Annotated in this window: 18 protein-coding genes and 1 rRNA gene; 9 read left to right on the forward strand and 10 right to left on the reverse strand. The window is 60.5% G+C overall.

Annotated elements, in window-relative coordinates:
• Positions 1–13 precede the first annotated feature (13 nt).
• From HX811_RS09305 to HX811_RS09340, 8 genes are all read right to left on the reverse strand, one after another.
• Positions 14–1,456 (reverse strand): efflux transporter outer membrane subunit, encoded by a 1,443-nt coding sequence (locus HX811_RS09305; RefSeq protein ID WP_177009328.1) that lies wholly within the window; start codon positions 1,454–1,456, stop codon positions 14–16.
• Positions 1,453–2,511 (reverse strand): HlyD family secretion protein, encoded by a 1,059-nt coding sequence (locus HX811_RS09310; protein WP_003218219.1) that lies wholly within the window; start codon positions 2,509–2,511, stop codon positions 1,453–1,455. The genes HX811_RS09305 and HX811_RS09310 overlap by 4 nt, the downstream gene beginning before the upstream one ends.
• A 26-nt stretch (positions 2,512–2,537) precedes the next feature.
• A complete protein-coding gene (locus HX811_RS09315; protein WP_102367852.1) occupies positions 2,538–4,073 on the reverse strand; it encodes an MFS transporter in 1,536 nt (511 codons plus the stop codon).
• Between the two features lie 229 nt (positions 4,074–4,302).
• On the reverse strand, positions 4,303–5,223 hold the full coding sequence (locus HX811_RS09320) for a LysR family transcriptional regulator (RefSeq protein WP_003218223.1): 921 nt from the start codon (positions 5,221–5,223) through the stop codon (positions 4,303–4,305).
• A 234-nt stretch (positions 5,224–5,457) separates the two neighbouring features.
• Positions 5,458–6,306 (reverse strand): ABC transporter permease, encoded by an 849-nt coding sequence (locus HX811_RS09325; RefSeq protein ID WP_177045667.1) that lies wholly within the window; start codon positions 6,304–6,306, stop codon positions 5,458–5,460.
• A 12-nt stretch (positions 6,307–6,318) separates the two neighbouring features.
• Complete coding sequence (locus tag HX811_RS09330; protein ID WP_008433632.1) at positions 6,319–7,170, reverse strand: ABC transporter ATP-binding protein; 852 nt, start codon at positions 7,168–7,170, stop codon at positions 6,319–6,321.
• A 1-nt stretch (position 7,171) separates the two neighbouring features.
• On the reverse strand, positions 7,172–8,197 hold the full coding sequence (locus HX811_RS09335) for an ABC transporter substrate-binding protein (protein WP_003218229.1): 1,026 nt from the start codon (positions 8,195–8,197) through the stop codon (positions 7,172–7,174).
• Positions 8,198–8,211: 14 nt separating this feature from the next.
• Entirely contained in the window at positions 8,212–9,105 is an 894-nt protein-coding gene (locus HX811_RS09340) for a TauD/TfdA family dioxygenase (RefSeq protein ID WP_003218232.1), read from the reverse strand.
• A gap of 298 nt (positions 9,106–9,403) precedes the next feature.
• Here HX811_RS09340 and HX811_RS09345 point away from each other — a divergent pair, with 298 nt between their 5' ends.
• The 5 genes from HX811_RS09345 to HX811_RS09365 all read left to right on the forward strand — a co-directional run bounded on the left by HX811_RS09345 (position 9,404) and on the right by HX811_RS09365 (position 16,128).
• On the forward strand, positions 9,404–10,114 hold the full coding sequence (locus HX811_RS09345; RefSeq protein WP_134325512.1) for a GntR family transcriptional regulator: 711 nt from the start codon (positions 9,404–9,406) through the stop codon (positions 10,112–10,114).
• 451 nt (positions 10,115–10,565) lie between these two features.
• Complete coding sequence (locus tag HX811_RS09350) at positions 10,566–11,330, forward strand: DUF3050 domain-containing protein (RefSeq protein WP_134325511.1); 765 nt, start codon at positions 10,566–10,568, stop codon at positions 11,328–11,330.
• Positions 11,327–12,274 (forward strand): diiron oxygenase, encoded by a 948-nt coding sequence (locus HX811_RS09355; RefSeq protein WP_177045669.1) that lies wholly within the window; start codon positions 11,327–11,329, stop codon positions 12,272–12,274. Before HX811_RS09350 ends, HX811_RS09355 begins: the two co-directional genes overlap by 4 nt.
• Positions 12,271–15,651, forward strand: a complete 3,381-nt coding sequence (locus HX811_RS09360; RefSeq protein WP_177045670.1) for an amino acid adenylation domain-containing protein — start codon at positions 12,271–12,273, stop codon at positions 15,649–15,651. Before HX811_RS09355 ends, HX811_RS09360 begins: the two co-directional genes overlap by 4 nt.
• A 27-nt stretch (positions 15,652–15,678) precedes the next feature.
• On the forward strand, positions 15,679–16,128 hold the full coding sequence (locus tag HX811_RS09365) for an SRPBCC family protein (protein ID WP_177045671.1): 450 nt from the start codon (positions 15,679–15,681) through the stop codon (positions 16,126–16,128).
• A gap of 42 nt (positions 16,129–16,170) precedes the next feature.
• On the opposite strand, the gene HX811_RS09370 is transcribed toward HX811_RS09365, so the two are convergent.
• Positions 16,171–18,051: a methyl-accepting chemotaxis protein gene (locus tag HX811_RS09370; protein ID WP_177045672.1), complete on the reverse strand. Its 1,881-nt coding sequence runs from the start codon at positions 18,049–18,051 to the stop codon at positions 16,171–16,173.
• A 279-nt stretch (positions 18,052–18,330) separates the two neighbouring features.
• On the opposite strand from HX811_RS09370, the gene HX811_RS09375 reads away from it, so the two are divergent.
• The 4 genes from HX811_RS09375 to HX811_RS09390 all read left to right on the forward strand — a co-directional run bounded on the left by HX811_RS09375 (position 18,331) and on the right by HX811_RS09390 (position 23,656).
• Complete coding sequence (locus tag HX811_RS09375) at positions 18,331–18,831, forward strand: sigma-70 family RNA polymerase sigma factor (protein WP_008433614.1); 501 nt, start codon at positions 18,331–18,333, stop codon at positions 18,829–18,831.
• Positions 18,828–19,811, forward strand: a complete 984-nt coding sequence (locus tag HX811_RS09380; RefSeq protein ID WP_003218246.1) for a FecR domain-containing protein — start codon at positions 18,828–18,830, stop codon at positions 19,809–19,811. The genes HX811_RS09375 and HX811_RS09380 overlap by 4 nt, the downstream gene beginning before the upstream one ends.
• 105 nt (positions 19,812–19,916) lie before the next feature.
• Entirely contained in the window at positions 19,917–22,409 is a 2,493-nt protein-coding gene (locus tag HX811_RS09385; protein ID WP_008433611.1) for a TonB-dependent siderophore receptor, read from the forward strand.
• Positions 22,410–22,480: 71 nt separating this feature from the next.
• A complete protein-coding gene (locus tag HX811_RS09390; RefSeq protein WP_177022646.1) occupies positions 22,481–23,656 on the forward strand; it encodes a PepSY domain-containing protein in 1,176 nt (391 codons plus the stop codon).
• A gap of 78 nt (positions 23,657–23,734) precedes the next feature.
• On the opposite strand, the gene rrf is transcribed toward HX811_RS09390, so the two are convergent.
• Positions 23,735–23,850 (reverse strand): 5S ribosomal RNA (rrf, locus tag HX811_RS09395).
• Between the last annotated feature and the right edge of the window lie 84 nt (positions 23,851–23,934).

A 23,934-nucleotide genomic window follows, 5' to 3' on the forward strand; every position in this document is an offset into this window, starting at 1 on the left:
AGTTCTTTGTCATTCAGCGTCCGGCGGTCTGCAACGGGTACACCGATTCCCAGCCCCCGCCCAATGCCTTGTACAACCCGACCATGGCCAGGGACACGCCGGTGGAGCTTTCCACCCACTGCTCCTGGGTCGCCAGCAACGCACTTTGCACGGTCAGTACGTTGACGAAATCCACCACGCCTTCGACGTATTGATGCTGCGCCGTGGCAAGGGCGATCTGGTTCTGCCGCACGGCTTCGGCGAGGCTGTCGCGCCGCAGCTGGCTGGCGTTGTAGCGGGTCAGTTGATCGTCGATTTCATGCCAGGCCCGCAGCACGGTCTGCTGGTAGGCCAGGGCCGCCTCCTGTTGCTGGGCTTCGCGCAGATCGAGCATGCCTTGCAACCGGCCACCGTTGAAAATCGGCAAGCTCAGTTGCGGGCCGAAGGCGAATGCACGCGAACTCCACGAGCCGAAATCCGCCAGTTGCAACGCCTGGGAGCCCACGCTGCCAGACAGGGTGATGCGCGGGTAGAAGTCGCCCTTGGCCACACCAATGGAGGCGGTGGCCGCATGCAAGCGAGCTTCGGCCTGGCGGATATCCGGGCGGCGCTCGGCCAGTTGCGACGGCAGGCCGATGGCGACCTGGCGTTGGGTTTGCGGCACCGCAGCGTCCTTGGACAGTTCGGCGTACAAGGCTTGTGGCGGCTCGCCCATCAGCAGGCTCAGGGCGTTGATCAACTGGTCCTGGCGTTGCTGCAAATCCGGCAGGCGCGCCTCGATGGCGGCCACTTGAGCAGCGGCTTCGGCTACGTCCAGGTCAGTGGCGACACCGTCGGCCAGGCGCAGTTGCGAGAGCTTCAGGCTGTGGCGCGCCACCTCGAGGTTTTGCTCGGTGACGGCGCGGGTGTTTTGCACGCCGCGCAGCTGGATGTAGTCTTGGGCGGTTTCCGCCAGCACCGACAACAGCACCGCGCGGCGGTCGTTTTCGGCGACTTGCAGGGTGGCGTCGGCGGCTTCGGTTTCGCGTTTTACCCGGCCCCAGAAGTCCAGTTCCCAGGCGGCGGAGAAACCCATGTCCCACTGGTTAAACGCCGAGCGGCCGTTCTTGCCCGAGGCATCGCTCAAGCCATCGGCGCTGTTGCGCTGACGCAGGTAATCGCCGGTGGCGTTGACGGTCGGGTAGCGCTCGGCGGTGATCACCTGGCGCGCCGCGCGGCTTTGTTGCAGGCGGCTGCTGGCGAGTTTCAGGTCAAGGTTATCGGTGAGCGCGCGATGGGTAAGCGCGGTGAGCTGCGCGTCGTGGAACACTTCCCACCAGCGCTCTTCCAGCGGGTCGTTGACCGCGTGGCTGGCGGCTTGTCGGCCATGGGGCTCGGTCCATTGGCCGACGGGATTCAGCGGGCGCTGGAAGTCCGGGCCGACGGTGCAGGCACTCAGGGTGAGCAGGCTCAAGGTTAACCAGGCAAGGCGTCTCATTGCTGCGCCACCTCACGTTGCTGGGCGGCGGCGTGGGTGTCGACGCTGGCTTCCACCGACATGCCGACCCGCAGGCGCTCGGTCAACGCCTGGCCGGGCTCCAGGATGATTTTTACCGGAATACGCTGCACCACCTTGGTGAAGTTGCCGGTGGCGTTGTCGGGTTTGACCGAGGCAAATGTCACGCCGGTAGCTGGCGCCAGGCTTTCGAGGTGGCCCTTGAGCACTTCGCCGTCGAGGCTGTCGACCTTCACGTCCACCGTTTGGCCAGCGTGCATGTGGGATAACTGGGTCTCCTGGAAATTGGCCACCACGTAGGCCTCGGCCAGCGGTACCACGGCGAGGATCTTGCTGCCCGGCGTCACATAGGCGCCGACCCGCACCGCGCGCTCGCCGACCATGCCGTCCACCGGCGCGACGATGCGGGTGTACGACAGCTGATAGCTGGCCATTTCCAGTGCGGCCTGGGCACGTTTCAGGCCGCCCTCTGCCGCATCACGCTGGGCGCTGAGGATTTCCACCTGCTTGCGTTCAGCGGCCAGCACCGCCGTGGCATTCGCCAGGCGTGCGGTGGCCTGGTCAATACGCGTCTTGGCTTGCTGGGCGTTCTGTACGGTGCCGGCGCCTACACCCGCGAGGTGGTTGTAGCGGTTCAGTTCGTGTTCGGCAAACGCCACTTCGGCGCGATCCGCCGCCACAGTCGCCTGGGCCTGGGCGATCACCGAGCTTTGGCGCTCCAGGGTTGCCGTGGCATTTTTCAGCTGCGCCTGGGCCACCAGCGTATCGGCATCGGCCGCCTGGGCAGCGGCGCGGAAGTCACGGTCATCGATCAGCGCCAGCAACTGCCCGGCCTTGACCCGCTGGTTGTCTTCCACCAGCACTTCCTTGATGAAGCCGGCCACACGCGGCGCCACCAGGGTGTAGTCAGCGGCGACGAAGGCGTCGTTGGTGCTCTGGCGTTTGCTGCCGAACACACCCGGCGCCAGCAGGTAAACCAGCACACCGACGGCAAACACGGTGATGACGGTTACAGCGATTTTGTCTTTGCGTTTCATAACAATCCCTTTGGCTCAGTGAGCAATCAAGTCGGCGCGCGGGGCGGATAAATCCGCGTCGGCATCCAGAAAATCAGCAGGATCAACGCCGCCGCGACACCGGCCATGACGTAGTAGAGATCCGAAGAGGTGAGCACCACGGCCTGCTCGTGCAGCCGATGGGCAAGGCCGGCGGCATCGCTGTCGGCCAGGGGCGAGTTGCCCAGGCTGTCTACCAGCATGGTCGAGTGGAAATGCAGGCGGTGTGTGGTCAGGGCATCGAGCACGCCGGTGGCGACCACGGCAGCCAGGCCTTTCACGGTGTTGAACCACGCCGAGGCGAAAGGCCCGTCCTGGGGCGTGATGCTGCCGGTGGAGAGCATCAGCAGCGGCAACACCGCCATCGGTTGCCCGAAGATTTGCAGCAGTTGCAGCACGTAGAAATCATCGCGAATCCATGCCGACGTGAGTTGCGCCCCGCCCACGCAGGACAGGATCAACATGCTCAAGCCAATGCCTAATACCCAGCGGCAATCGACCCAGCGCAAGTTGCACAACGCCGCCACCAACGGCAGTGCGATCAACTGCGGCAGCGCCATGATCAGCATCACCGGTGCAGTTTGCAGCGGGCGGTAGCCTTGCACCTGGGCCAGGTAGCTGGACGGAATGATCGTCACCGCCAGCAGCACGATCAGCACCCCGGCGAGCACAATCAGCGCGAACGACAGATTGCGTAGCCCAAGCATCTGCAACTTGAAAAACGGCATCGGGTGCGACCACTCGTTGATCATGAACAGCACCAGCAACACCAGGCCGCCGATCAACAATGAGGTAATCAGCGGCGACTCGAACCAGTCCAGCCGATTGCCCTGCAACAGGCCGATCACCAGCATGCAGATCGCCGGGAAGCCCAACAGCAAGCCGCGCCAGTTGAACTGCTTGAAGCGCTCCAGGCGCAGCGGGTCCTGGGGCAAGCCGTAGGCCACGGCCGCCATGGCCAGCAGGCACGGCCCGACAATCTGCCAGAACGCCCATTGCCAGCCGACGTATTCGGTCCACATGGCCGCCAGCGGTGTGCCGAGGCTGGGGCCGAAAGTGGCCGTGAGGGCATAGCCGGCCAGGCCGTACAGCTTGACGTTGGCCGGCAGGAACCGCAGGGCCACGGTCATCAGCATCGGCGGCAAGGCGCCACCGGCCAGGCCTTGCACGGTGCGCAGGATCAGCAGGCTTTCGTAGTTCGGTGCGAACGGGCACAGCACGCCAAGCACGGTGAACAGGCCGATGGCGCAGAGGGTGAAACGGCGCAGAGAGAACGTCACCGAACACCAGGGTGCAAAGGCCATCGCCGAGACAGAGGTGGCGGTGTAGGCAGCCACCAGCCAGGTGCCTTCGTCGAAGCCGATGTACATCGCACCACGAATATCGGCGAGAGCGACTTTGGTCACCATCTCGTTGAGGCCGGACACCAGTACCGCAAGCAATACGCCCACCAGGCCGATGATGATGCGCGGGCCGAAAACGGGCGGGGTAATGGCGGTCGGCTTGGCTGCGGCCAGGGGTGCGGGAGCAGCGAGGGACGTCATGAACTACAACTCGGAATAGGAAATACCCGAGCAGTTTAATAAGGCTTAGACATGACAAAAAGTGACTTATCGGAAGCTTATAAGTGCACCAGACGCAATGATCAAAATGTAGGCGATCTCTGTGGGAGCCGGGCTTGCCCGCGATTGCATCACCTCGCTATTCCTGAAAAACCGTGTCGCCCGCATCGCAGGCAAGCCAGCTCCCACATTGACCGAGCTCACTTGCGACTCACGTGGGCTGCGCTTCCTTCCACGTCGCCTCGCAGCATTCACGCATGGTCTCGCGCAGCCATCTATGGGCCGGGTCCTTGTCGAAACGCGGGTGCCAGGCTTGGGTCAGCACCAGGGTCGGCAGGGAAATTGGCAGGGTGAAGGCTCGCAACGGCAGCTTCAGGCGATTGGCGCTGTAGAGCGCTTCCTTGGGCACCGGCAGGATCAGGTCGGAGTCCGGCAGCATGAACATCGCGCCGTGAAACCCCGGGGCGATCATCGCGACTCGGCGTTCCAGCCCCTGGGCGTTCAGGGCGGTGTCGATGGGCCCCCGGGCAATGCCGCGGCGGGAGATGCTGATATGGGAATAGCTGGCAAACCGTTCGGCGGTGATTTCTCCATCGAACAACGGGTGCCCTTCCCGTGCCAGGCCGACGAAGGTGGTGGTGAACAGGTTCTGCACCTTCACTTCCGGGGTGATCGGCATGGTGTTGCCCACCCGCAGGTCGAGACGGCCTTCACGCAGGGCCTCGTCATCGGTGTCGCCTTCCGGCACGAAGCGCAGTTCGCACAGCGGTGCCATGCGTTCCATGGTGTCGAACAGCCGACCGCCATACACTCCGACAAAAAAGTCATTGGCCCGCACGCTGAAGCGCCGGCGCAGGGTGCGCAGGTCCACTTCGTCCGCCGAGCGGAACAGCAGCGCCGCCTGCTCCACCACGCTGCGCACCTGGCCCTGTAGCTCCAGGGCCTTGGGCGTCGGTACCAGGCCGCGACCGGCGCGCACCAGGATCGGATCGCCCACTGCTTCGCGGATACGCGTGAGGGTGCGACTCATGGCGGCCGGGCTCAGGTTCATCCGCCGCGCGGCGCCTACCACACTGCCCTCGTCGAGCAAGGCGTCGAGGGCGACCAGCAGGTTCATGTCCGGTAATTGCATGCCAAGCACTCGTGATGGGTTATGAGTGAACTTGGCGCAATCGTAGCAGACTGTGGTGAGGGAGCTTGCTCCTGCTGGGCTGCGAAGCAGCCCCAAAATTTGCAATCGAGACTTTTCTGAAAGAGCGCGGTGATGTTATTGGGGCCGCTTCGCGGCCCAGCGGGAGCAAGCTCCCTCGCCACAGGGTTGGTGTTTCAGTTGGGGTTGGTGTTTCAGTTGGGGTTGGTGTTTCAGTCAGCGCTGCATGCCCCAGCGCTTCACGGTGACCCGCTCCAGGGTGTCGAACACCAGGTTCTCCACCAACAACCCGATCAGGATCACCACCGCCAGGCCGGCAAACACTTTGTCGGTGTACAGCTCGTTGCGGTTCTGGAAGATGTACCAACCCAAACCGCCTTTGCCGCTGGTAGCACCGAACACCAGTTCGGCAGCGATCAACGTGCGCCAGGCGAACGCCCAGCCGATTTTCAGCCCTGCGAGAATCGACGGCAGCGCAGCCGGGATCAGGATGAACAACACGAAGCGCATACCCTTGAGGCCATAATTTCGACCGGCCATGCGCAAGGTTTCGGAGACGCCGAGGAAGCCTGAATAGGTGTTGAGCGCCAGCGCCCACAACACTGAATGCACCAGCACGAAGATCAGGCTGTTCTGCCCCAGGCCAAACCACAACAGCGCCAGCGGCAGCAGGGCAATCGCCGGCAACGGGTTGAACATCGAGGTCAGGGTGCTCAGCAGGTCACGCCCCAGTTGGGTCGACACCGCAAGCGTGGTCAGGGCAAACGCCAGCACAATGCCGATCAGGTAACCCTTGATCAGCACCACCAGCGAGATGCTGACCTTGCTCAACAACTCGCCACTGACCATGCCGTCGTAGAACGCGCTCAGTGTCTGCAGGAAGCTCGGCAGCAGCAAGTCATTGTTCTGATAACGGGCAGCCGCTTCCCAGAGGATCGCGAGCACGATCAGGATCAGGCTTTTACGCAGCCAGCCTTGTTGCCACAGGCGCTGGCGCCACGGCAACTCGCGCTCTACGCGAACACCGGGCAACGGTTCGAGAGTGATTTCATATTCCTGGCGCATGGTGCAAACCCTTCAATAAGCGATGCGGATATCGGCGAAACCCAGTTCGGTTTCCACCTCGGGCGCTTCATCAAACAACAGCCGATGAATGCGCCGCGCCGAAGCCTGGAACTCCACACCGCCGAGGCTGTGCAGGTCGTATTGATGGCTGTGGATTTCCGCCCGCACCCGCCCCGGGTGCGGCGACAGCAACAGGATGCGGTTGCCCACCACCAGCGCTTCCTCGATGGAGTGGGTGACGAACAGCAGGGTGAAACGCACCTCTTCCCAGAGCAGCAATAGTTCTTCCTGCATCTTGCGCCGGGTCAGGGCGTCGAGGGCGGCGAAGGGTTCGTCCATCAGCAGGATTTTCGGCTGCATGGCCAACGCCCGGGCGATTGCCACGCGGGCCTTCATGCCGCCGGACAGGGTGTGCGGGTAGGCATCGGCAAAGGCCGTAAGGCCGACCTTTTCCAGGTAGTACAGCGCCCGCTCTTCGGCCTCGCGACGCTTGAGGGTTTTGGACGCCAGCAGCGGGAACATGACGTTCTGCTTGACGGTTTTCCACGGCGGCAGTTGGTCGAACTCCTGGAACACCACGATACGGTCCGGCCCTGGCTGCTCGACTTTTTGCCCGAGCAGACGGATCTCGCCCTCACACGGCTTGATAAAGCCGGCGATGGATTTCAGCAGCGTGGATTTGCCGCAGCCCGAAGGCCCCAGCAATACAAAGCGGTCTGCCGGATCGATCGCGAAGCTGACCTGGTGAGTGGCCCGCACCACCCGTTCGGGCGTGCGGTATTCAAGGCTGACTTTATCCACCGAAAGCAGTGCTTCGGTGGTGGTCGGGTTGCTGGCCGTGTGGCCTTGCAAGGGCGCGTTCATGTCAGCTCCCTTGCAGCGGCTTGGCGTCCTGGAAGAAGTAATCCTTCCACGATTCGGGTTTGTTTTTGATCGCGCCGACGCGGTAGAGGAATTCCGCCAGCGGGTAGGTGTTTTTCGGTGTGACGCTGAATTCGAACTGCGGGTTTTCGATGATTTTCAGCAGCTCGGCGCGGTCGATCTTGGCCTTGGTCACGCGGATGTAGGTATCGGCGGCGGCACCTTTGTCGTTCTGGGCGAACTGCGCCGCTTCGGTCAGTGCCTCGACGAACGCCTTGTAGGTTTTCGGGTTGTCGTTGCGGAATTTCTCGGTGGCGAACAGCACGGTCGGCGAGTTAGGCCCGAGGATGTCATAGGAGTTGAGCACCACATGCACGTTCGGGTTGGTCAGGGCCTGCTCCTGGAACGGCGGGTTGGAGAAGTGCCCGGTCAGCTCGGTGCCACCGGCAATCAGCGCAGCCGTGGCATCCGGGTGCGGGACGGCAACAGTGTACTTGTCGAGGCGATTGAATTCCTTGTCGCCCCATTGCTTGGCGGCAGCGTATTGCAGGAAACGCGACTGCACGGAAACGCCCACTGCCGGTACGGCAATGCGGTCTTTTTCGGTGAAGTCGGCAATGGTCTTGACCTTGGGATTGTTGCTCACCAGGTAGTAGGGGAAGTTGCCCAGGGAGGCAACGGCTTTCACGTTCTGCTTGCCGTGGGTGCGGTCCCAGATAGTCAGCAGCGGGCCAACGCCGGCCCCGGCGATGTCGATGGAACCGGAGAGCAGCGCATCATTGACGGCTGCGCCGCCGGACAGTTGCGTCCAGTCGACCTTGATGTCGATGCCTTCCTGCTTGCCGTATTTTTCGATCAGGTTTTGGTCGCGCACCACGTTGAGCAACAGGTAGACGATGCCAAACTGCTCGGCGATGCGAATCTCGCCTTCGGCCTGGGCGGCGGCAGGCGCCACAAGACTGCCGGCCAGCAGGCTGACGCCCAGGCCAACCGTCGCGGCCAGGCGCGCAAATGGGGTTTTCTTGGACATGGTCATGCTCCGGGTCAGAAAGGCGCGTCGCCCTGGATGGTGGTGCGGTACAGCTTGCGCCGCAGGTGGCTGGGGCAGCCGGCCGCCAGGTGGATCAGCGAGCGGTTGTCCCAGAACACCATGTCGTGGGGCTGCCACTGATGGCGGTAGATGTTTTCCGGCAGCACGCTGTGGGCGTACAGCTGGGCAAGCAGGTCGCGGCTTTCATCCTCAGGCAGGCCGACGATGCGGGTGGTGAAGCCCTCGCTGACAAACAGCGCCTTGCGGCCGTTTTCCGGGTGGGTGCGCACAATCGGGTGTACCACTTCCGCCACTTGAGCGAGTTGCTCGGGCGTGAGGGTCGGGCGCCAATTGCCTTCGAATTTGGTTTCGCTGTAGCGTGCGGTGTAGGAATGCGCGGCGCTGCGGCCTTCAACGGCCTTGCGCAGGGACTCGGGCAGGTTGTCCCAGGCTTTATGCATGTCGGCGAACAATGTGTCGCCACCCTCGGACGGCAGCTCCTGGGCATGGAGCATCGAGCCCAGGCTCGGCAGCTCCTTATAGGAGAGGTCCGAGTGCCAGAACTTGCCGGCGTCTCCCAGGCCGATGGATTGGCCGTTTTCGATGATGTTGGAGACGATCAGGATTTCCGGGTGGTTGGCCAGCAGGAATTGTTTGAGCACATGGATTTGCAGCACGCCGAAACGGCGGCTGAAGGCGATCTGTTGCTCGGGGGTGATACGTTGGTCGCGGAAGACCACGACGTGATGGTCCAGATGCGCGCGGTGAATGCGTGCGAAGTCCTGGTCGCTGACCGGGCGGGCCAGGTCCAGGCCTATGATTTCGGCGCCGACGCTGCCGGGAAATGGACGGATCTCGAAGGTTTGTGTGGTGTCGGTCGCTGTTGGAACAGTAGAGGTGGCAGACATGAGTTCACTCCCGTGCAGTCAGGAGAGTGACTTTATAGTCATAAGAACCGCATTTTAAATACCGTTAGTGAATATCGATATGCAGCAATACCGCTGTTGGCCCGACTCCCGGGAATAAAATGTGCACGACGGACCTTTAGCCTGTAAGACCTGACAAATGGGAGCTGTGGGCCCGAAGAACACGCTGTTGAGTCGCTTACAAGCCGAAACCTTGCCCGTTTGACAAGCTTGTGGACAATCTCTAGTGTGCATTGGATCCAATTAGCCACCTCACCTTGAAAAGGAGGATAGCGTAGTCGTGACGCAGAAGCCGAACCCTTTGAGCAGCATCCAGATCAGCGGGCCTATCCCCGCCCATCTCGCCCGCTCCGTGATTGAAGAAACATTGCGCAACGCCATCCTGGATGGCCGCTTGCCCTGTGGCACCGCCATGCGTCAACAGGAGCTGGCCAGCTTGTTCGGGGTCAGCCGGATGCCGGTGCGCGAGGCATTGCGTCAACTGGAAGCCCAATCACTGCTGCATGTGGTCACCCACAAAGGCGCGGTGGTGGCGCCACTGATCGAGGACCACTCGGCGGAAACCTACGCCCTGCGCATACTCCTGGAATCCGAAGCGCTGCGCTTGTCGATTCCCCTGCTCACGCCCGATGACATCGCCCAGGCCGGCGCCTTTATCGACGCGCTGGAACGGGAAAGCGACTACACCGAAATCGGCCGCCTCAACCGCCTGTTCCACATGGCGCTATATGGCAAGGCGGGCAATCAGCGGTTGCTCAAGCTGGTTGAACACGGCTTGAACGAAGAGGAACGTTTCCTGCGCTTCAACCTCGAGGCCATGGGCCTGGGCAAGACGTCCCAGGAAGATCACCGCGAACTGCTCGACCTCGTGGCGCAAAAGAAGGTCGACGAAAGCATCCTGACCCTGCGTAACCACCTTACCCGCGGCATGGAGGTGATTACGGGTTACCTCAAAAGTCTTGAAGAGACTGAACAGAACGCTGCGCTGTAAATTCCGCGTGGAACTGAAACGCCTCCCTCGACCACAAAGCGCTGCAAAGTGACGCTGGCCGACGGAGGCCAGCGCACCACCATTATCCCGTTAAACCATTAAGCCCAAAGAAAACTTCACACACTCCGCAGAGCGATCCAACTACCGCACTATTCCAACTCGAAAAACTTATAAAACTAAAAACACCTGAATACTTAATCAGATTATTACCAACACTCCAATTCTCCCAATCGACAGCGTGAATCCATGCTCGGTGCGTCACTGCGCGTGGCGTTCCTTTAAATAAAGCCTTGGTATTTTGTCACAGCATGCTGCTTGCCAGTAACAGTGTCAGCCTCGTACAGGGCTGCCTGTTATCAAGGCAACCGCGCATCCGTGAAAACCAATGTTTATTTGTCGCTAAAGCACAACGCTTTTATCAGGGAAGAGACAACGACTTATAGGCATCAACATGTTCCAGCACTCACACCTGCTTAAACAAAAAAAGCAGAAGTTACATATCCATCCAATATTCAAACATATAAATACCCTTCCAAAGTTGCAGTACTTTATGGAAAACCACGTATTCGCCGTGTGGGACTTCATGACACTCACCAAACGCCTGCAACATGACCTCACCGGTATGCGCCTGCCCTGGTTACCGCCAACGGACCCGCAAGCGGCTCGCCTGATCAATGAGATCGTATTGGGCGAAGAGTCGGACGCGTATCCCGGCCATGGGCACGGCAGCCACTTCGAGTTGTACCTGGAAGCCATGCGTGAAGTCGGCGCGAGCACGGCGAACATCGAGCGGTTCGTCAGCCTGCAGCGTGACGGCAACGATGCAGAAACGGCCCTGCAAAAAATCGATATCCACCCGTCCGTGGCCCGGTTCGTCAGAAGTACCCTGCAGGTTGCCCTGGACGCACCGACGCACTGCGTGGCGGCTGCGTTTCTCCACGGGCGCGAGAGCGTCATCCCGGCGATGTTCAAGCGCATCCTGGAGGAGTGCGAGGTGCTCCATCGCCAGGCGCCCACCTTCTGCTACTACCTCAAGCGCCACATGGAGATCGACGCCCAGGAGCATGGCCCGGCGGCAACGCAATTGCTGCAACGCCTTACCCTCGGCGACCCAAGCCGCGAGCAGCAAGCCGACAGTTGCGCCCTCGGCGCCGTGGAAAGCCGCCTGGCCTTATGGGATGGGTTGCATAGGTGCCTGCCGGAGATGAGCGCATGAACCCTGCCGACTACCGCTCATTTGCCGACGACTGGGAGCGCCGCGCGACCATCCGCACACGCCCGCGGCGGCTGCTGGAAAACGATCAGAAACTGATCTACCCCCTGAGCCGACAGCCCCTGGTGCTGAGCGCAACCTTTATCGACCGATGCCCGCAGTGCCGTGATTTTGTCTTGCTGCAGACGTTCTACAAGTTCATCAACGACGTGGTGATCTTTGAAACCGAGATCGTCGACAAGACCGCACGCAGCATCGCCAAGAATCGCTTTTCGGTGCCCTTCCCGCTTGCCTGTCGCTACGACGCCATGACCGTGGTGGTGGACGAGGATTACCACGCCCTCGTCGCCCTCGATTTCATGCAACAGACCATCGAGATGACCGGGATCCCACCCCTTGAACTACCCGCGCAAATCGAGCTGAGCCGCGCCTTGCCTGCCGCACTGGCGCTGGCGCCCGAACACCTGCGCGATGCCGTGGAACTGATTGCCGTGGCCATCGCCGAGAACACCGTGACCCATGACGTGGCAGCGTTTTCCAAGGACGACAGTGTCAAGCAGTCCATCCGTGGGTTGATGGCCGACCACTTGTTTGACGAGGGCCGCCACGCGCTTTTCTGGACGCGCCTGGTGCGTATTTATTGGCAGTCTGCAGACGCCGCGGACCGCGACTGTATCGCCCGGATCCTGCCGGTTTTTCTCCAGCATTACCTGACCCACGACCTGCAGAAAAACTTCGACCTGCACTTGATCGAGCACCTGGATGTCAGTGACGGCACGCGCTCTGCGCTGCGCACTGAAGTGCAGGCGATGGGCTTTCCCATTACCCGCCAGCACCCGTTGATCGGCAATATCATGGGCTTCCTGAACCACAGCGGCCTGCTGCAAACGCCGAGTGTGGTTCTGGCGCTGGATGCCTTTCTTGCGGCGCCAGGAGGGCACCCATGAGGCACCTGAAGATTGGGCTGGCGGGCTTCAGCGCGGCGCTGAATGAACTGGGTGAGACATTGGCGCAATACGGTCATGGGGTGCTGCGAGCACAGGATGTCACCCACCTAGACCTGCTGATTGATGACGGTAGCGAGGAGGTTCCGCCCGGCGTGACGTGCACAGCCTTGATGAGCCTGCGCGTGGGTATGGGAGCGTTGACCGACTGTGGATTGCCGGCCCTGCAGCTCAGGTGTTACGCCCACTCACGGCGACTCCTGACAACCCTGGAGGTTGCCGGAGAAGCCTGTGGCAATGGTCAACGGCTGCGTCAACACGCAGTAAGCAGCCTGGTGGAGTGGGTAGCCCAACAGGTGAGTGGGTTCTCCCGGGACCCGGGCTATTTCTCGCAGGCGGCCGTCGCCTCTGATGATCCGGAACACGGCCTGCAAGCGCTTGCATCCCTGGCGTACCTGCATCGTTTTAACCTGACGGCCGATTTGGTTCTGCAGCAGCAAGCCCTGGTACCCCTGATCGAACGATTGGAAAACAGTCTGCAAACCTTCGCCGACCGGCCAGCGTTGAACATTGCCGGCAGCGGGCTGACTTACCGACAGTTGCATCGCCAGAGCCTGGCTATCCAGCACCGTCTGCGACCTCTGCTTGGGCCCCACGATACGCCGCCGGTAATCGGCGTCTGCCTGGACAAATCCCTGGAGCTGTACGCCAGCATTCTCGCGGTACTCGCCTGCGGTGCGGTGTACCTGCCCCTGGAGCCGGGCCACCCGCTGCAACGCCAGCAAGCGATGCTGGAAAACGCCGGCGTCTCGGTGCTGCTGGATGATGGCAAGCATCCACTGCGGGACGGGTTTTGTGCATTGGATGTGAGTGCCGTCGACACTCCCGACACCTCGCTGCCAATGCGCCAGTGCCCCGCCATGGACGACCCTTGCATGGTGCTCCACACCTCGGGCACTACCGGCCAACCCAAGGGCGTGCTGCTCAGCCAGCACAACCTGGCCCATTTCAGCGCCTGGTTCAGGGGTCATGTGCAGCTGAGCGAACACAGCCGGGTCTTGCAGTTTTCGCCCTTGAGTTTTGACTCGTCCCTGATCGATATCTTCCCGAGCCTGATCGCGGGCGCCGAGCTGATCGTGCCCAGTGAGGACCAGCGACGCGACCCGCAGCAACTGGTGGAGTTGATCCGACAACAGCGCGTTACCCACGCCTTCCTGCCGCCGGCGCTGCTGAGCATCCTGCCGCTGGATCAACCCCTGGGCCTGGCGCACCTGATGACCGGAGGCGACGTGTGCGAGCCCTATGTCATCGAGCAGTTGGCAGGCCAGTGCCGCCTGCACAATTTCTACGGGCCCACCGAAGCCACCGTGCTGGTGACCAGCCACACGTTGCAGCCGAGCGACAGCAATCGCAACCTCGGCACGCCCATCGCCAACAGCCAGGTACTGATCCTCGACGAGCACCTGCAACCGGTGGATGAGCAGGTGTTGGGCGAACTGTACATCGCCGGTCCCGGCGTCAGCCTGGGTTACCTCAACCAGCCGCGTCAGACCGCCGAGCATTTCGTCCCCCTGGAGTTGCCCGACGGGCAGACCTTGCGGGCCTACCGCACAGGCGACCTGGCGAAGTGGACCGCTGCCGGCATCGAGTTGGTCGGGCGCCGGGATCAGCAGGTGAAGATCCGTGGGTTCCGGGTCGAACCGCAAGAGATCGAACATTGCCTGCGCAGCAGTCAGCTGTTTCGCCAAGTGGCGGTGGTGATTGACCGTGAGCGGCGAATCCTGGCTTTTGTTGCTCAGCCCGAAACACAAGACGCCCTGCCTGCACTGACGCAGCATGCCCGGCAAACACTGCCGGACTATTTGCGGCCAACCCTGTGCACGGAACTTGCGAGCATGCCGTGCACCCCCAACGGAAAGGTCGACCGCCAGGCATTGCTGGCGTTACCGACTCCAACGCTGCCGGCCATCATTCACGGCGAACCGCACACGCCCATGCAAGTGCAGTTGCTCAACCTGTGGAGCGAGTTGCTGGGTATGCCGGTCACGCAGCTGTCGGCCGACGAGAGCTTCTTCAATCTTGGCGGCCATTCCATCCTGCTGTCGACGATGCTGCTGCGTATCCGCGAGCAGTTCGGGCGCAGCCTCTCCCTAAGCCGGTTTTTTGAAACCCCCACGGTTCGTACCCTCGCTACGCTGATGGGGGACGACGCACCACCCGAAGCACCGACCGGCCAGGCTACCCGGGATGCGCTGCGTGAGCTGCATGTGCAGGCATTGCCGGCTGAACAGGCGGGCGAACGTCGCCGGGTGATCGTGACCGGGGCCAACAGTTTTCTCGGGGTGCATATCGTCGAGGCACTGTTGGCCGAGGGTGCACTTGAAGTGGCCTGCCTGGTGCGCGAACGGCCCGGACATTCGGCGACCGCGAGGTTTGCCGAGGCCCTGCGAGAGTACCGTCTGGAACACCTGGACCTGAGCCGGGTGCAGGTGTATGCCGCCGACATCAGCCAGCCGCGTCTTGGCCTGTCGAGTGAGGTGTATGACTACCTCGCCGGGGAGTTCGGCGTGTTGGTGCACAACGCCGCCCACGTCAATCATGTGATGGATTACGCCACCCTGGCCAAGGACAACGTCGAACCGGTGCTGGAATGCCTGCGCCTGTGTGAAACCCGGTGCAAGAAGGTCTTCAATTTTATCTCGACGCTGTCGGCCGCCAGCACTATCGACGCACATGGCCAGGTACTCGAAAACCCCGCCGCGGCCACCCCGCCGCTCTACATCCAGAATGGCTACAACCTGTCCAAATGGGTTGCCGAACGCTTGCTGGGACGCGCCGCAGCGCAAGGTGCCTGGGTCAATATCCATCGCCCGGGGAACATCAGCTTCAACAGCCGCAGCGGAGTCTGCGAGCCACAGAAGAATCGCCTGATGTTGATGCTCAAAGGTTCACTCCAACTGGGCCTGGTGCCGCACCTTGAGTTGAATTTCGACCTGATGCCGGTGGACTTTCTCGCCCGGTTTATTGCGTTCCACAGCAGCCGCTGCCGTGCTGGAGGGACGGTGTTCAACCTGCATAACCCGCAGCCCCTGAGCTGGGAAACCTACGTCGACGCCTTTCGCCAGGCAGGCCACGCATTCGAGCTGGTGAGCGTGGCTCACTGGCAACGTCACCTGCACACAGTGGACAGCCGCAATGCGCTGTTCGGCGTACTGGGCTTCTACCTCAACGGGGTGGGCGAGGACATCGGCGATACCTCGATGATCCGCCATGACAACGCACGACGCGGCGTCGAGCAGATGGGCGGACGCTACCCCGAAAAAAATCCGGCGCTGTTACGCAAGGGCTGCGAGTACCTGCGCAGCACCGGTTTCCTGTGACCAGGCTCTCAATTGAAGGAAGACCTTATGAAACCCGATACGTTGATTCGCAACCCTTGCGCCAAACCTGTGGTGTCCTCAGTTGTGGTTGCCTGCGATGCCGCCAGTGCGTGGGCGGTGGTCGGCGACTTTGGCGGATTTGAAAGATTCATCCCCGCCTTGTCCCACATCGAAATCACTGGTGCGGGCGCGGGATCGCTGCGCAAGAAGTTCTTCCACGATGGACACCTGGTGGTGGAGCAACTCAACAGCCGCGACGAGCAGGCCATGCGCATGACCTGGACCACGATCTACAACACCTTGGGCGTAGCACGGTTGTGGGCCGCCATGGATGTCGAACCGTTGGGAGCAGGATCCTCACGGGTGACCTGGACGATCATCGCCGAGCCGGTTGAACCTGGCATGGAGGGATTTGAGCCGTTTGTGCAGGCATTCGCCGACGGTGCGCTGGCGAATGTGCGAGCGATGTTTGGCTAAAGGAGACAGGAGCGAGCAGGCTCGCTCCTGTGTGCTCATCGATCAGATTTTGAAACTGTCGACCAACTGCTTCAGGCGGTTGGCCTGTTGAGACAAGGCGTCGCAATCCTTCAAGGTTTCGTTGAGGTTGGCCACGCCCTGCTGGTTCAGCAGGTTGATCTGGTTGATGTCGACGTTGAGAGTTTCCACCACGGCGGTCTGTTCCTCGGTGGCGGCCGCTACCGACTGGTTCATCCCGTCGATCTCGACGATCCGCTGCGTCACGCTGACCAGGCGTTCACCGGCCTGGTTGGCGACCTCGACGCTTTCTTCGCTCGAGGTCTGGCTGGCGTTCATCGTGGTCACGGCCTCACGCGAGCCAATCTGCAGCGAGGTGATCATTTTGTGGATCTCTTCTGCCGACTCCTGAGTGCGGTGCGCCAGGTTGCGTACTTCATCCGCCACCACGGCAAACCCACGCCCGGCCTCACCGGCACGTGCCGCTTCAATCGCGGCGTTGAGGGCCAACAGGTTGGTTTGCTGGGAGATGCCCTTGATCACGTCCAGGATGTGGCCGATGTTGTCGGTGCTGGCGTTCAGGGTTTCAATCTGCGTGCAGGACAGGCTGATTTTTTGCGAAAGCTCCGACATCGCCAGGATGGTTTTCTCAACGACCTTGCGCCCATCATCGGCCTGCTCACTGGCACCGCTGGCGTGTTGCGAAGCATCAGCGGCGTTGCGCGCGATTTCCTGCGTGGCGGCCCCCAGTTCGTTGATCGCTGCGGCCACACTGTTGGTGCGCGCGCTTTGTTCGTCGGAACCGATGATCGACGCATTGGACGAGGCCATTACTCGCTGGGACAGGTCGTGCACCTGGCGCGTCGCCGAGGAAACTTCGGAAATCGACGCGTGAATACGCTCGACGAATTGGTTGAAGGCACTGCCCAAGTCACCGAACTCGTCCTTGCTTTCCACTGTCAGGCGGCGGGTCAGGTCACCCTCGCCCTGGGCGATGTCCTGCATGGCGCGGCCCATGGTGGTCAGCGGGCGCATCAAGACCTGGATCAGGACGCTCAGGAACACGGCAATGGCGGCAACCGCAATGAACATGGCGATCAATGCCGAGGTACGGAACTTACCCAGCGGTGCGTAGGCTTTGTCTTTGTCGATCGACAGGCCGATGTACCAGTCGGCATTCGGCAACCCGCTGATCGGGGTGAAGGACAAAATCCGTTCCTGGCCATTCAAGACCACTTCCTGGCTGAGCTTCTCGATGCGCACGTTGGTGCCGGGATAGATGTCCTTGAGGTTCTTCATCACCTGGTCCTGGTCCGGGCTGACGATCACCTGACCATCACCGCTGACCAGGAATGCATGGCCGATGCCGCCGAAATCCACCGAGTTGATGATCTTCACCAGGGTTTGCAGGCTCAGGTCACCGCCGACCACGCCAAGCAGTTCGCCATCCTTTTTCACCGGCATCGCGATGGTCACGATCAGCCCGCCTACCGCAGCCATGTAGGGCGGTGTGAGCATGGTCTTGTCGGCTGCGACAGCTTGCTTGTACCAGGGACGCTGACGCGGATCGTAGCCATCGGGCATTTTGGCGTCGGGACGCTGGGTGAACACGCCGTTGGTGGAACCGACGTAGGTGAACTGGAAGTTGGAGGTAAATGCCGACTGGTCGACCAACCCCGGAAGATCGGCAGAGCTGCCTTGATGGGCCACGTTTTGCGCGAGGCTTTCCAGTACCAGCACCCGCCCGCTGAGCCAGTTCTGCACGCTGCTGGCGGTGAGTTCACCGGATTGCTGAATGGACGACTCCAGGTTTTGCCGGATGGTATTGCGCTGCAAGTAGTCGTTGTAGAACGTGAATAACGCGAAGGCCAGAACCACTACGCCTGACGCGGCCAACAGAATTTTATGACTGAACTTGAGATTCATTTCATTGACTTCTTTTTGCCAAAAGGGGGTGAGCGTGCCGGATGCAACATTCCATGTAACGGTATAGGCAGACTCTGCGACTGCTCTATTTCGGTGCACGCATGGCTCGTCAGGCTTTCGGCCAAGGCAGGATAAATCTTAGGAATTTGTGAGAAGCATCTGCTTTTAATGTCAGAAACCGACCAGTGGTAGCGCTCTAACGTCAGGAGTTGCAAAATTTTTCAGGCTTGTCGACAATGCGACTAATTATCATTTGTGACGCTTTGCCAGGCCGTGTGAATGCCCTCATCCGAGTACGCAGTACAGACGCTTTACAGCAACCATCATGGCTGGCTGAACACTTGGCTGCGCAGCCGACTGGGTAACGCAGCGGATGCGGCGGACCTGGCCCAGGACACGTTCGTGCGGCTGCTGCAAAAAACCGAACGTTTCGAACTCAAGGCCCCTCGCGCTTTCCTGCGCACTATCGCGCGGGGCCTGGTGATCGATCATTGGCGTCGCGAAGAAATCGAGCGCGCCTACCTGGAGTCCATCGCGCATTTGCCCGAAGCCTTGGCGCCGAGTGCTGAAGAACGTGCGTTGATTCTGGAATTGCTGGAGTCCATCGCCCGGCTTCTGGACGGACTCAAGCCCAAGGTACGCAAGGCGTTTCTACTGGCTCAATGCGACGGCCTGACGTACAAGCAGATTGCGCAGCAGATGGGTGTATCACTGCGTTCGGTGGAACGCTATGTCGCCGAGGCGCTTTATCACTGTTATGTGCTGCGGTATGAGGCATGACCTCGATGGATAACACCGCGCGCGCAGGAATCGACCCGCAGGTGGTCAAGCAGGCCATCAGCTGGATGCTGCGCCTGCGTAACAATCGCGCCAATGTCCGCCTGAAGGCGCAGTGCGAGCACTGGCGCGAGGCTCATCATGAACACGAGTTGGCCTGGCAACGCGTGCAGGCACTGCAGCATGAATTAAGCAGCCAGTTGGCGGCGATTCCCGGGGCCCATGTGGCGCTGGAGAACAGTGCCCAGCGCCTTGGGCGCCGGCAGGCATTGAAGGTATTGTCCGGCGTGCTGTTGATGGGTTCGGCGGCCTGGGTCAGCCGAGACCTCACCGGCTGGCAGCGTTGGACCTCTGACCTGGCTACCACCACTGGCGAACGCCGTAGCGTGCAACTACCGGATGGCACGCGCCTGCAGCTCAATACCGATAGCGCAGTGGACCTCGACTTCAACCCGCAACAACGCTTGATCACATTGGTGCGCGGGGAAATCCTGGTGACCTGCGGCGCCGCGGCGACCGCCCCCCTGCTGGTTCGCACCCGCCATGGTTTGTTCGAAGGTATCGACGGGCGATTTGTGGTGCGCCAGGACAGCGATTGCACACGCCTGAGCGTCGCGTCAGGCAACGTGGCGATTCATTCACCGCATACCGCCGACGGGCTTTTCACTCAAGTGCATGCAGGAGAAAGCTACCTGGTGCGTCAGAATGCGGCCGCTCTGGCACCGCCTTCGGATATGGATACAGGGGCCTGGGCCGACGGATTGATCGTCACCCGCAACATGCGTCTTGCCGATTTCCTGGCGGAGGTGGGGCGCTATCGCCATGGTTATCTGGGCTGCTCGAGCGATATCGCAGATTTGCGCTTGTCTGGTGTTTTTCGCCTGGAGGACACCGAGAAACTATTGGCGATCCTTCCGCAGACGCTGCCTGTGCGCCTGCGCTATCGCACCCGCTGGTGGGTGAGCCTGGAGCGTCAGGCCTGATTATTTTTGGCGTGCCTGAGTTATTTTTGGCGGCTTTTTTCCGTGAGTCCGGCTTAGACAGTAAGCAATTCAATCTGCCTTCAGCGACCTCTACGGATCTCGATAATGACTGTGCGTTTTTTCAGCAACTCTCCCTCTTCCTACCCTTTGCTCGGCAAAGCCGTACGCGCAGCATTGCTGTCGACCACGATGGGCATCGGCTTGCTGCCAGTGGCCGGTGTCGCGGCTGATAGCGGGGTCGAACGTATCAGCCAGCGCTATGACATCCCGGCAGGCGCGCTGAGCGATGTGCTCAATCAGTTTGCCCGTCAGGCAGGCATCACCCTTTCCAGCACGCCTGCGCAGACTCAGGGCCGACAGTCTCCCGGGCTGCACGGGGAGTACTCGGCCGAACAGGGCCTGAGCCAATTGCTCAACGGCTCAGGCTTGCAGGCGCAGGCCCAGGACGACGTGAGTTTCGTGTTGCAGGTCCAGCCCGAGAGCGAGGCGCTGACCTTGCCGACCACCGACATCAAAGGCTTCGCCCTGGGTAATGCCCTGGGCAGCATGGAAGGCTACAACGCGACCCACAGCCAGATCGCCACCAAGACCAGTACCGCGCTGCTGGAAACGTCTCAGACGGTTTCAGTGGTGACCCGCGAGCAGATGGACGACCAAGGCTCGCAAACCGTTGCCCAAGCCATGCGTTACACCCCTGGCGTGCTGACCAACCCTTATGGCGCCACTCACCGCTATGACTATGTGGCGATGCGTGGTTTCAACGACGGTTCGGTGGATAACATCTACCTGGACGGTTTGAAATCCATGGGTGACAGCGGAACCTACAGCACCATGCAGGTGGACCCGTATTTCCTCGAGCGCGTAGATATCCTCAAAGGACCGTCATCGGTGCTCTACGGGCGCAGCTCGCCGGGTGGGCTGGTGGCGTTGACCAGCAAGAAGCCATTGTTTGAGCCATACCATCAGGTCCAGGCCACGATAGGTTCCCAAGGGCAGCGAGGCATGGGTTTCGACTTCAGCGGCCCGGTGGATGACGACAAGCGCATTGCTTACCGACTGACCGGGCTTGCAGACAAGTCCGACACGCAATTCGACCATGCCAAGGAAAAACGCTACGCGCTGGCACCCACCTTGAGCATCGACTTTACCGATGACACGTCCCTCACACTCCAGGCTTACCTGCAGCATGACCCCGACGGTGGCTACCACGGAGGCATGCCGGCAGATGGCGCGTTGCACCAGCGCAACGGCCAGCGGATCTCCAACCACTTCTTCGAAGGCGAGCCGGGCATTGATGGGTACAAGCGTGATCAACAGTCGTTCGGCTATCAGTTCGAGCATCGCTTCAATGATGTTTTCACCGCGCGGCAGAACTTTCGGTATCTGGACTCCAAGGTCCGGCTGGACCAGGTATATGCCTATGGCTGGACTACGCCCACCAGTAATGAGTTGAATCGCTATTACTCAGGCGGTGACGAAAAGCTGCATGCGTTCATCATCGACAACATGCTGCAGGCTGAATTTTTTACCGGCGCGACCAAGCATACGGTGTTGATGGGGGCGGACTATCAGCGGCGCAAAACCGTCGTGGACTGGAGCAGCGGCTCTCTTGCGCCAATCAATGCGTTCAACCCGGTGTATGGCAATTCCGAGATCAGCTATTACAGCCCAACCAGTTATCTGCGCCGGCTCGAGCAGACCGGCGTTTACCTGCAAGACCTGATTGAGATGGACAAGTGGCGGTTCTCCCTCGGGTTGCGTCAGGACTGGGTTGAGACCTCCGATGAAAATCGCATTGCCGAAGCGGGACGACCGCTGGGCACAGAGATCAGTGATAAACGTACCAAACTGACCGGCCGGGCCGGAGCGCTCTACTTGTTTGATAACGGTCTCGCGCCCTACGTCAGCTATTCCGAATCCTTCAACCCGAACTCCTATTCGGACAGTGCCGGCAATCCCCTTGCACCTACCGACGGCACCCAGTGGGAAGTCGGCTTGAAGTATCAGCCGCCGGGTACCGACAATTTGTTCACGGCCTCGCTGTTCCGCATCGACCAGGAAAACCTGGCGACCAAACTGCCGCAGGAAAACTTCTATCGCGCTGTCGGCGCTGTGCGCTCCCAGGGCCTGGAGCTGGAGGCGCATATGCAGTTGACCGACCATCTCAAATTGTTGGGCAGCTATACCTTCACCGATATCGAGTATTCGAAGTCGATGGTCAGCACGCTGAGTACTGCGGACAACGTGATCGAGAACAAGGGGAACTCGCCGACGCAGGCGCCGCGTCATATGGCGTCGGTATGGGCAGACTACAAGTTCGATAGCGGCGCACTGGATGGCCTGCGACTCGGTGGTGGTGTTCGTTATGTCGGCTACAGCTGGGCAGATGCGGAGAACACCATGAAGGTGCCCGCCTACACGCTGTTTGATGCCTCGATGGGTTATGACCTTGGCAAGGTTGGACTGAAGGGTGTGGATGTACGCCTGAATGCCAACAACCTGACGAACGAGTCTTACGTGGCGTCGTGTGCCAGTTTGAACTTCTGCTACCTGGGTGAAGAGCGCAACGTCAGTGCGACGGTGAGCTACCAGTTCTAATCCCTCTCGATTCATACAAAGCCAGTTCCTGATTCCAGGCGCTGGCTTTGTCGTCTTTGCAGGAAATTTTTATGCGCGCATTGCTGGTTTTACTTCATCGCTACATCGGGTTGGCAACGGCGTTGTTTCTGATGATGGCGGGACTCACGGGCAGCCTTCTGGCGTTTAACCATGAGTTGGATGAATGGCTCAATCCCGGCTTTTATGGAGCAACGGCCAAAGGTTCGGCATTGCCGCCAGGTGAACTGGTGGACACGTTGCAGGGGCAGCATCCCAAACTGCAAGTCTGGTACATGGAGTATCCACAAGAGGCCGGTCATACCGCGATGCTGGCGGCAGTTGCGAGAAACGATCCGGCGACGGGCAAACCCTTTGAGGAGCCCAACCAGGTCTTTTACCTGGATCCGGTCAGCGGCGAAGAAATGGGCCGGCGTGTTTGGGGGGCTTGCTGCTTTCAGCGCGAGAACTTCATTCCGTTCATTCTGGAATTTCACTACAACCTGACACTGCCGGGTAATTGGGGTTTGTGGCTGATGGGACTGGTGGCGATCGCATGGGTGTTCGATTGTTTTATCGCGCTTTGGCTGACCCTGCCGAGAGGTAAACCGTTCTGGAAGAAGTGGTCCACGGCGTGGAAGATCAAGGGCGGCCACGCTTACCGGCTGAACTTCGACCTGCATCGTGCAGGCGGGTTATGGCTTTGGCTGTTGTTGCTGCCGATTGCAGTCAGCAGCGTCGCGATGAATTTGCCGAGCCAGGTGTTCAAGCCTGCTGTCTCGCTGTTCTCACCGGTTGAGCCTAGCGTCTATGAGGCCCGTGGCGGGTTACCCGCCGAGCAATTGGGCGTGACACAACTGAGTTATCAACAGGCCTATGAGCGGGCGCTGGAGGAAGGCAAGCGGCTGGGACTGACGGCGGCGATTGGAGAGCTTTACTACAGCTTTGAGTACAACTTTTATGGGGCGGGTTTTGGACAACATGATACCGAGGCCCATGGGAAATCCTGGTTGTTTTTCCACGGGACGGATGGGCGTTTACTGGGGCAGGAAATAGCAGGGCAAGGTACGTTGGGAGAGCGCTTTTATCGGCTGCAACTGCCGATCCATGGGGGCAGGATCATCGGGGTGGCGGGTCAGGTGCTGATTGCGCTGCTGGGAGCTGTGATCGCGATGTTGTCTGCTACCGGGATCTATATATGGTGGCGCAAGTTAATGGCCAGGCGAAGCAGTAAGGCACGCAAAGGGTGAGCCGGTTCTAGTTGTTTGCCCAGCCCTTAAACGACAAAACCCCTGTCTGCGCTAGCAGACAGGGGTTTCGGAATTTAATCTTGACGATGACCTACTCTCACATGGGGAAACCCCACACTACCATCGGCGATGCATCGTTTCACTGCTGAGTTCGGGATGGGATCAGGTGGTTCCAATGCTCTATGGTCGTCAAGAAATTCTGTGTACCAGACCGTTGCGTTCGCAACGTGCCGGTGAAAATCATGGACTTCTACATAAACAAAACCCCTGACTGCATA

The organism is Pseudomonas sp. F8002, assembly GCF_013385495.1.
GTDB lineage: Bacteria > Pseudomonadota > Gammaproteobacteria > Pseudomonadales > Pseudomonadaceae > Aquipseudomonas.

What these genes read in the sequence shown, in the direction of transcription:
- HX811_RS09305 (WP_177009328.1), bottom strand. Translation starts at nt 1,456, where the DNA reads ATGAGACGCCTTGCCTGGTTAACCTTGAGCCTGCTCACCCTGAGTGCC.
- HX811_RS09310 (WP_003218219.1), bottom strand. Translation starts at nt 2,511, where the DNA reads ATGAAACGCAAAGACAAAATCGCTGTAACCGTCATCACCGTGTTTGCC.
- HX811_RS09315 (WP_102367852.1), bottom strand. Translation starts at nt 4,073, where the DNA reads ATGACGTCCCTCGCTGCTCCCGCACCCCTGGCCGCAGCCAAGCCGACC.
- HX811_RS09320 (WP_003218223.1), bottom strand. Translation starts at nt 5,223, where the DNA reads ATGCAATTACCGGACATGAACCTGCTGGTCGCCCTCGACGCCTTGCTC.
- HX811_RS09325 (WP_177045667.1), bottom strand. Translation starts at nt 6,306, where the DNA reads ATGCGCCAGGAATATGAAATCACTCTCGAACCGTTGCCCGGTGTTCGC.
- HX811_RS09330 (WP_008433632.1), bottom strand. Translation starts at nt 7,170, where the DNA reads ATGAACGCGCCCTTGCAAGGCCACACGGCCAGCAACCCGACCACCACC.
- HX811_RS09335 (WP_003218229.1), bottom strand. Translation starts at nt 8,197, where the DNA reads ATGTCCAAGAAAACCCCATTTGCGCGCCTGGCCGCGACGGTTGGCCTG.
- HX811_RS09340 (WP_003218232.1), bottom strand. Translation starts at nt 9,105, where the DNA reads ATGTCTGCCACCTCTACTGTTCCAACAGCGACCGACACCACACAAACC.
- HX811_RS09350 (WP_134325511.1), top strand. Translation starts at nt 10,566, where the DNA reads ATGTTCCAGCACTCACACCTGCTTAAACAAAAAAAGCAGAAGTTACAT.
- HX811_RS09355 (WP_177045669.1), top strand. Translation starts at nt 11,327, where the DNA reads ATGAACCCTGCCGACTACCGCTCATTTGCCGACGACTGGGAGCGCCGC.
- HX811_RS09360 (WP_177045670.1), top strand. Translation starts at nt 12,271, where the DNA reads ATGAGGCACCTGAAGATTGGGCTGGCGGGCTTCAGCGCGGCGCTGAAT.
- HX811_RS09365 (WP_177045671.1), top strand. Translation starts at nt 15,679, where the DNA reads ATGAAACCCGATACGTTGATTCGCAACCCTTGCGCCAAACCTGTGGTG.
- HX811_RS09370 (WP_177045672.1), bottom strand. Translation starts at nt 18,051, where the DNA reads ATGAATCTCAAGTTCAGTCATAAAATTCTGTTGGCCGCGTCAGGCGTA.
- HX811_RS09375 (WP_008433614.1), top strand. Translation starts at nt 18,331, where the DNA reads ATGCCCTCATCCGAGTACGCAGTACAGACGCTTTACAGCAACCATCAT.
- HX811_RS09380 (WP_003218246.1), top strand. Translation starts at nt 18,828, where the DNA reads ATGACCTCGATGGATAACACCGCGCGCGCAGGAATCGACCCGCAGGTG.
- HX811_RS09385 (WP_008433611.1), top strand. Translation starts at nt 19,917, where the DNA reads ATGACTGTGCGTTTTTTCAGCAACTCTCCCTCTTCCTACCCTTTGCTC.
- HX811_RS09390 (WP_177022646.1), top strand. Translation starts at nt 22,481, where the DNA reads ATGCGCGCATTGCTGGTTTTACTTCATCGCTACATCGGGTTGGCAACG.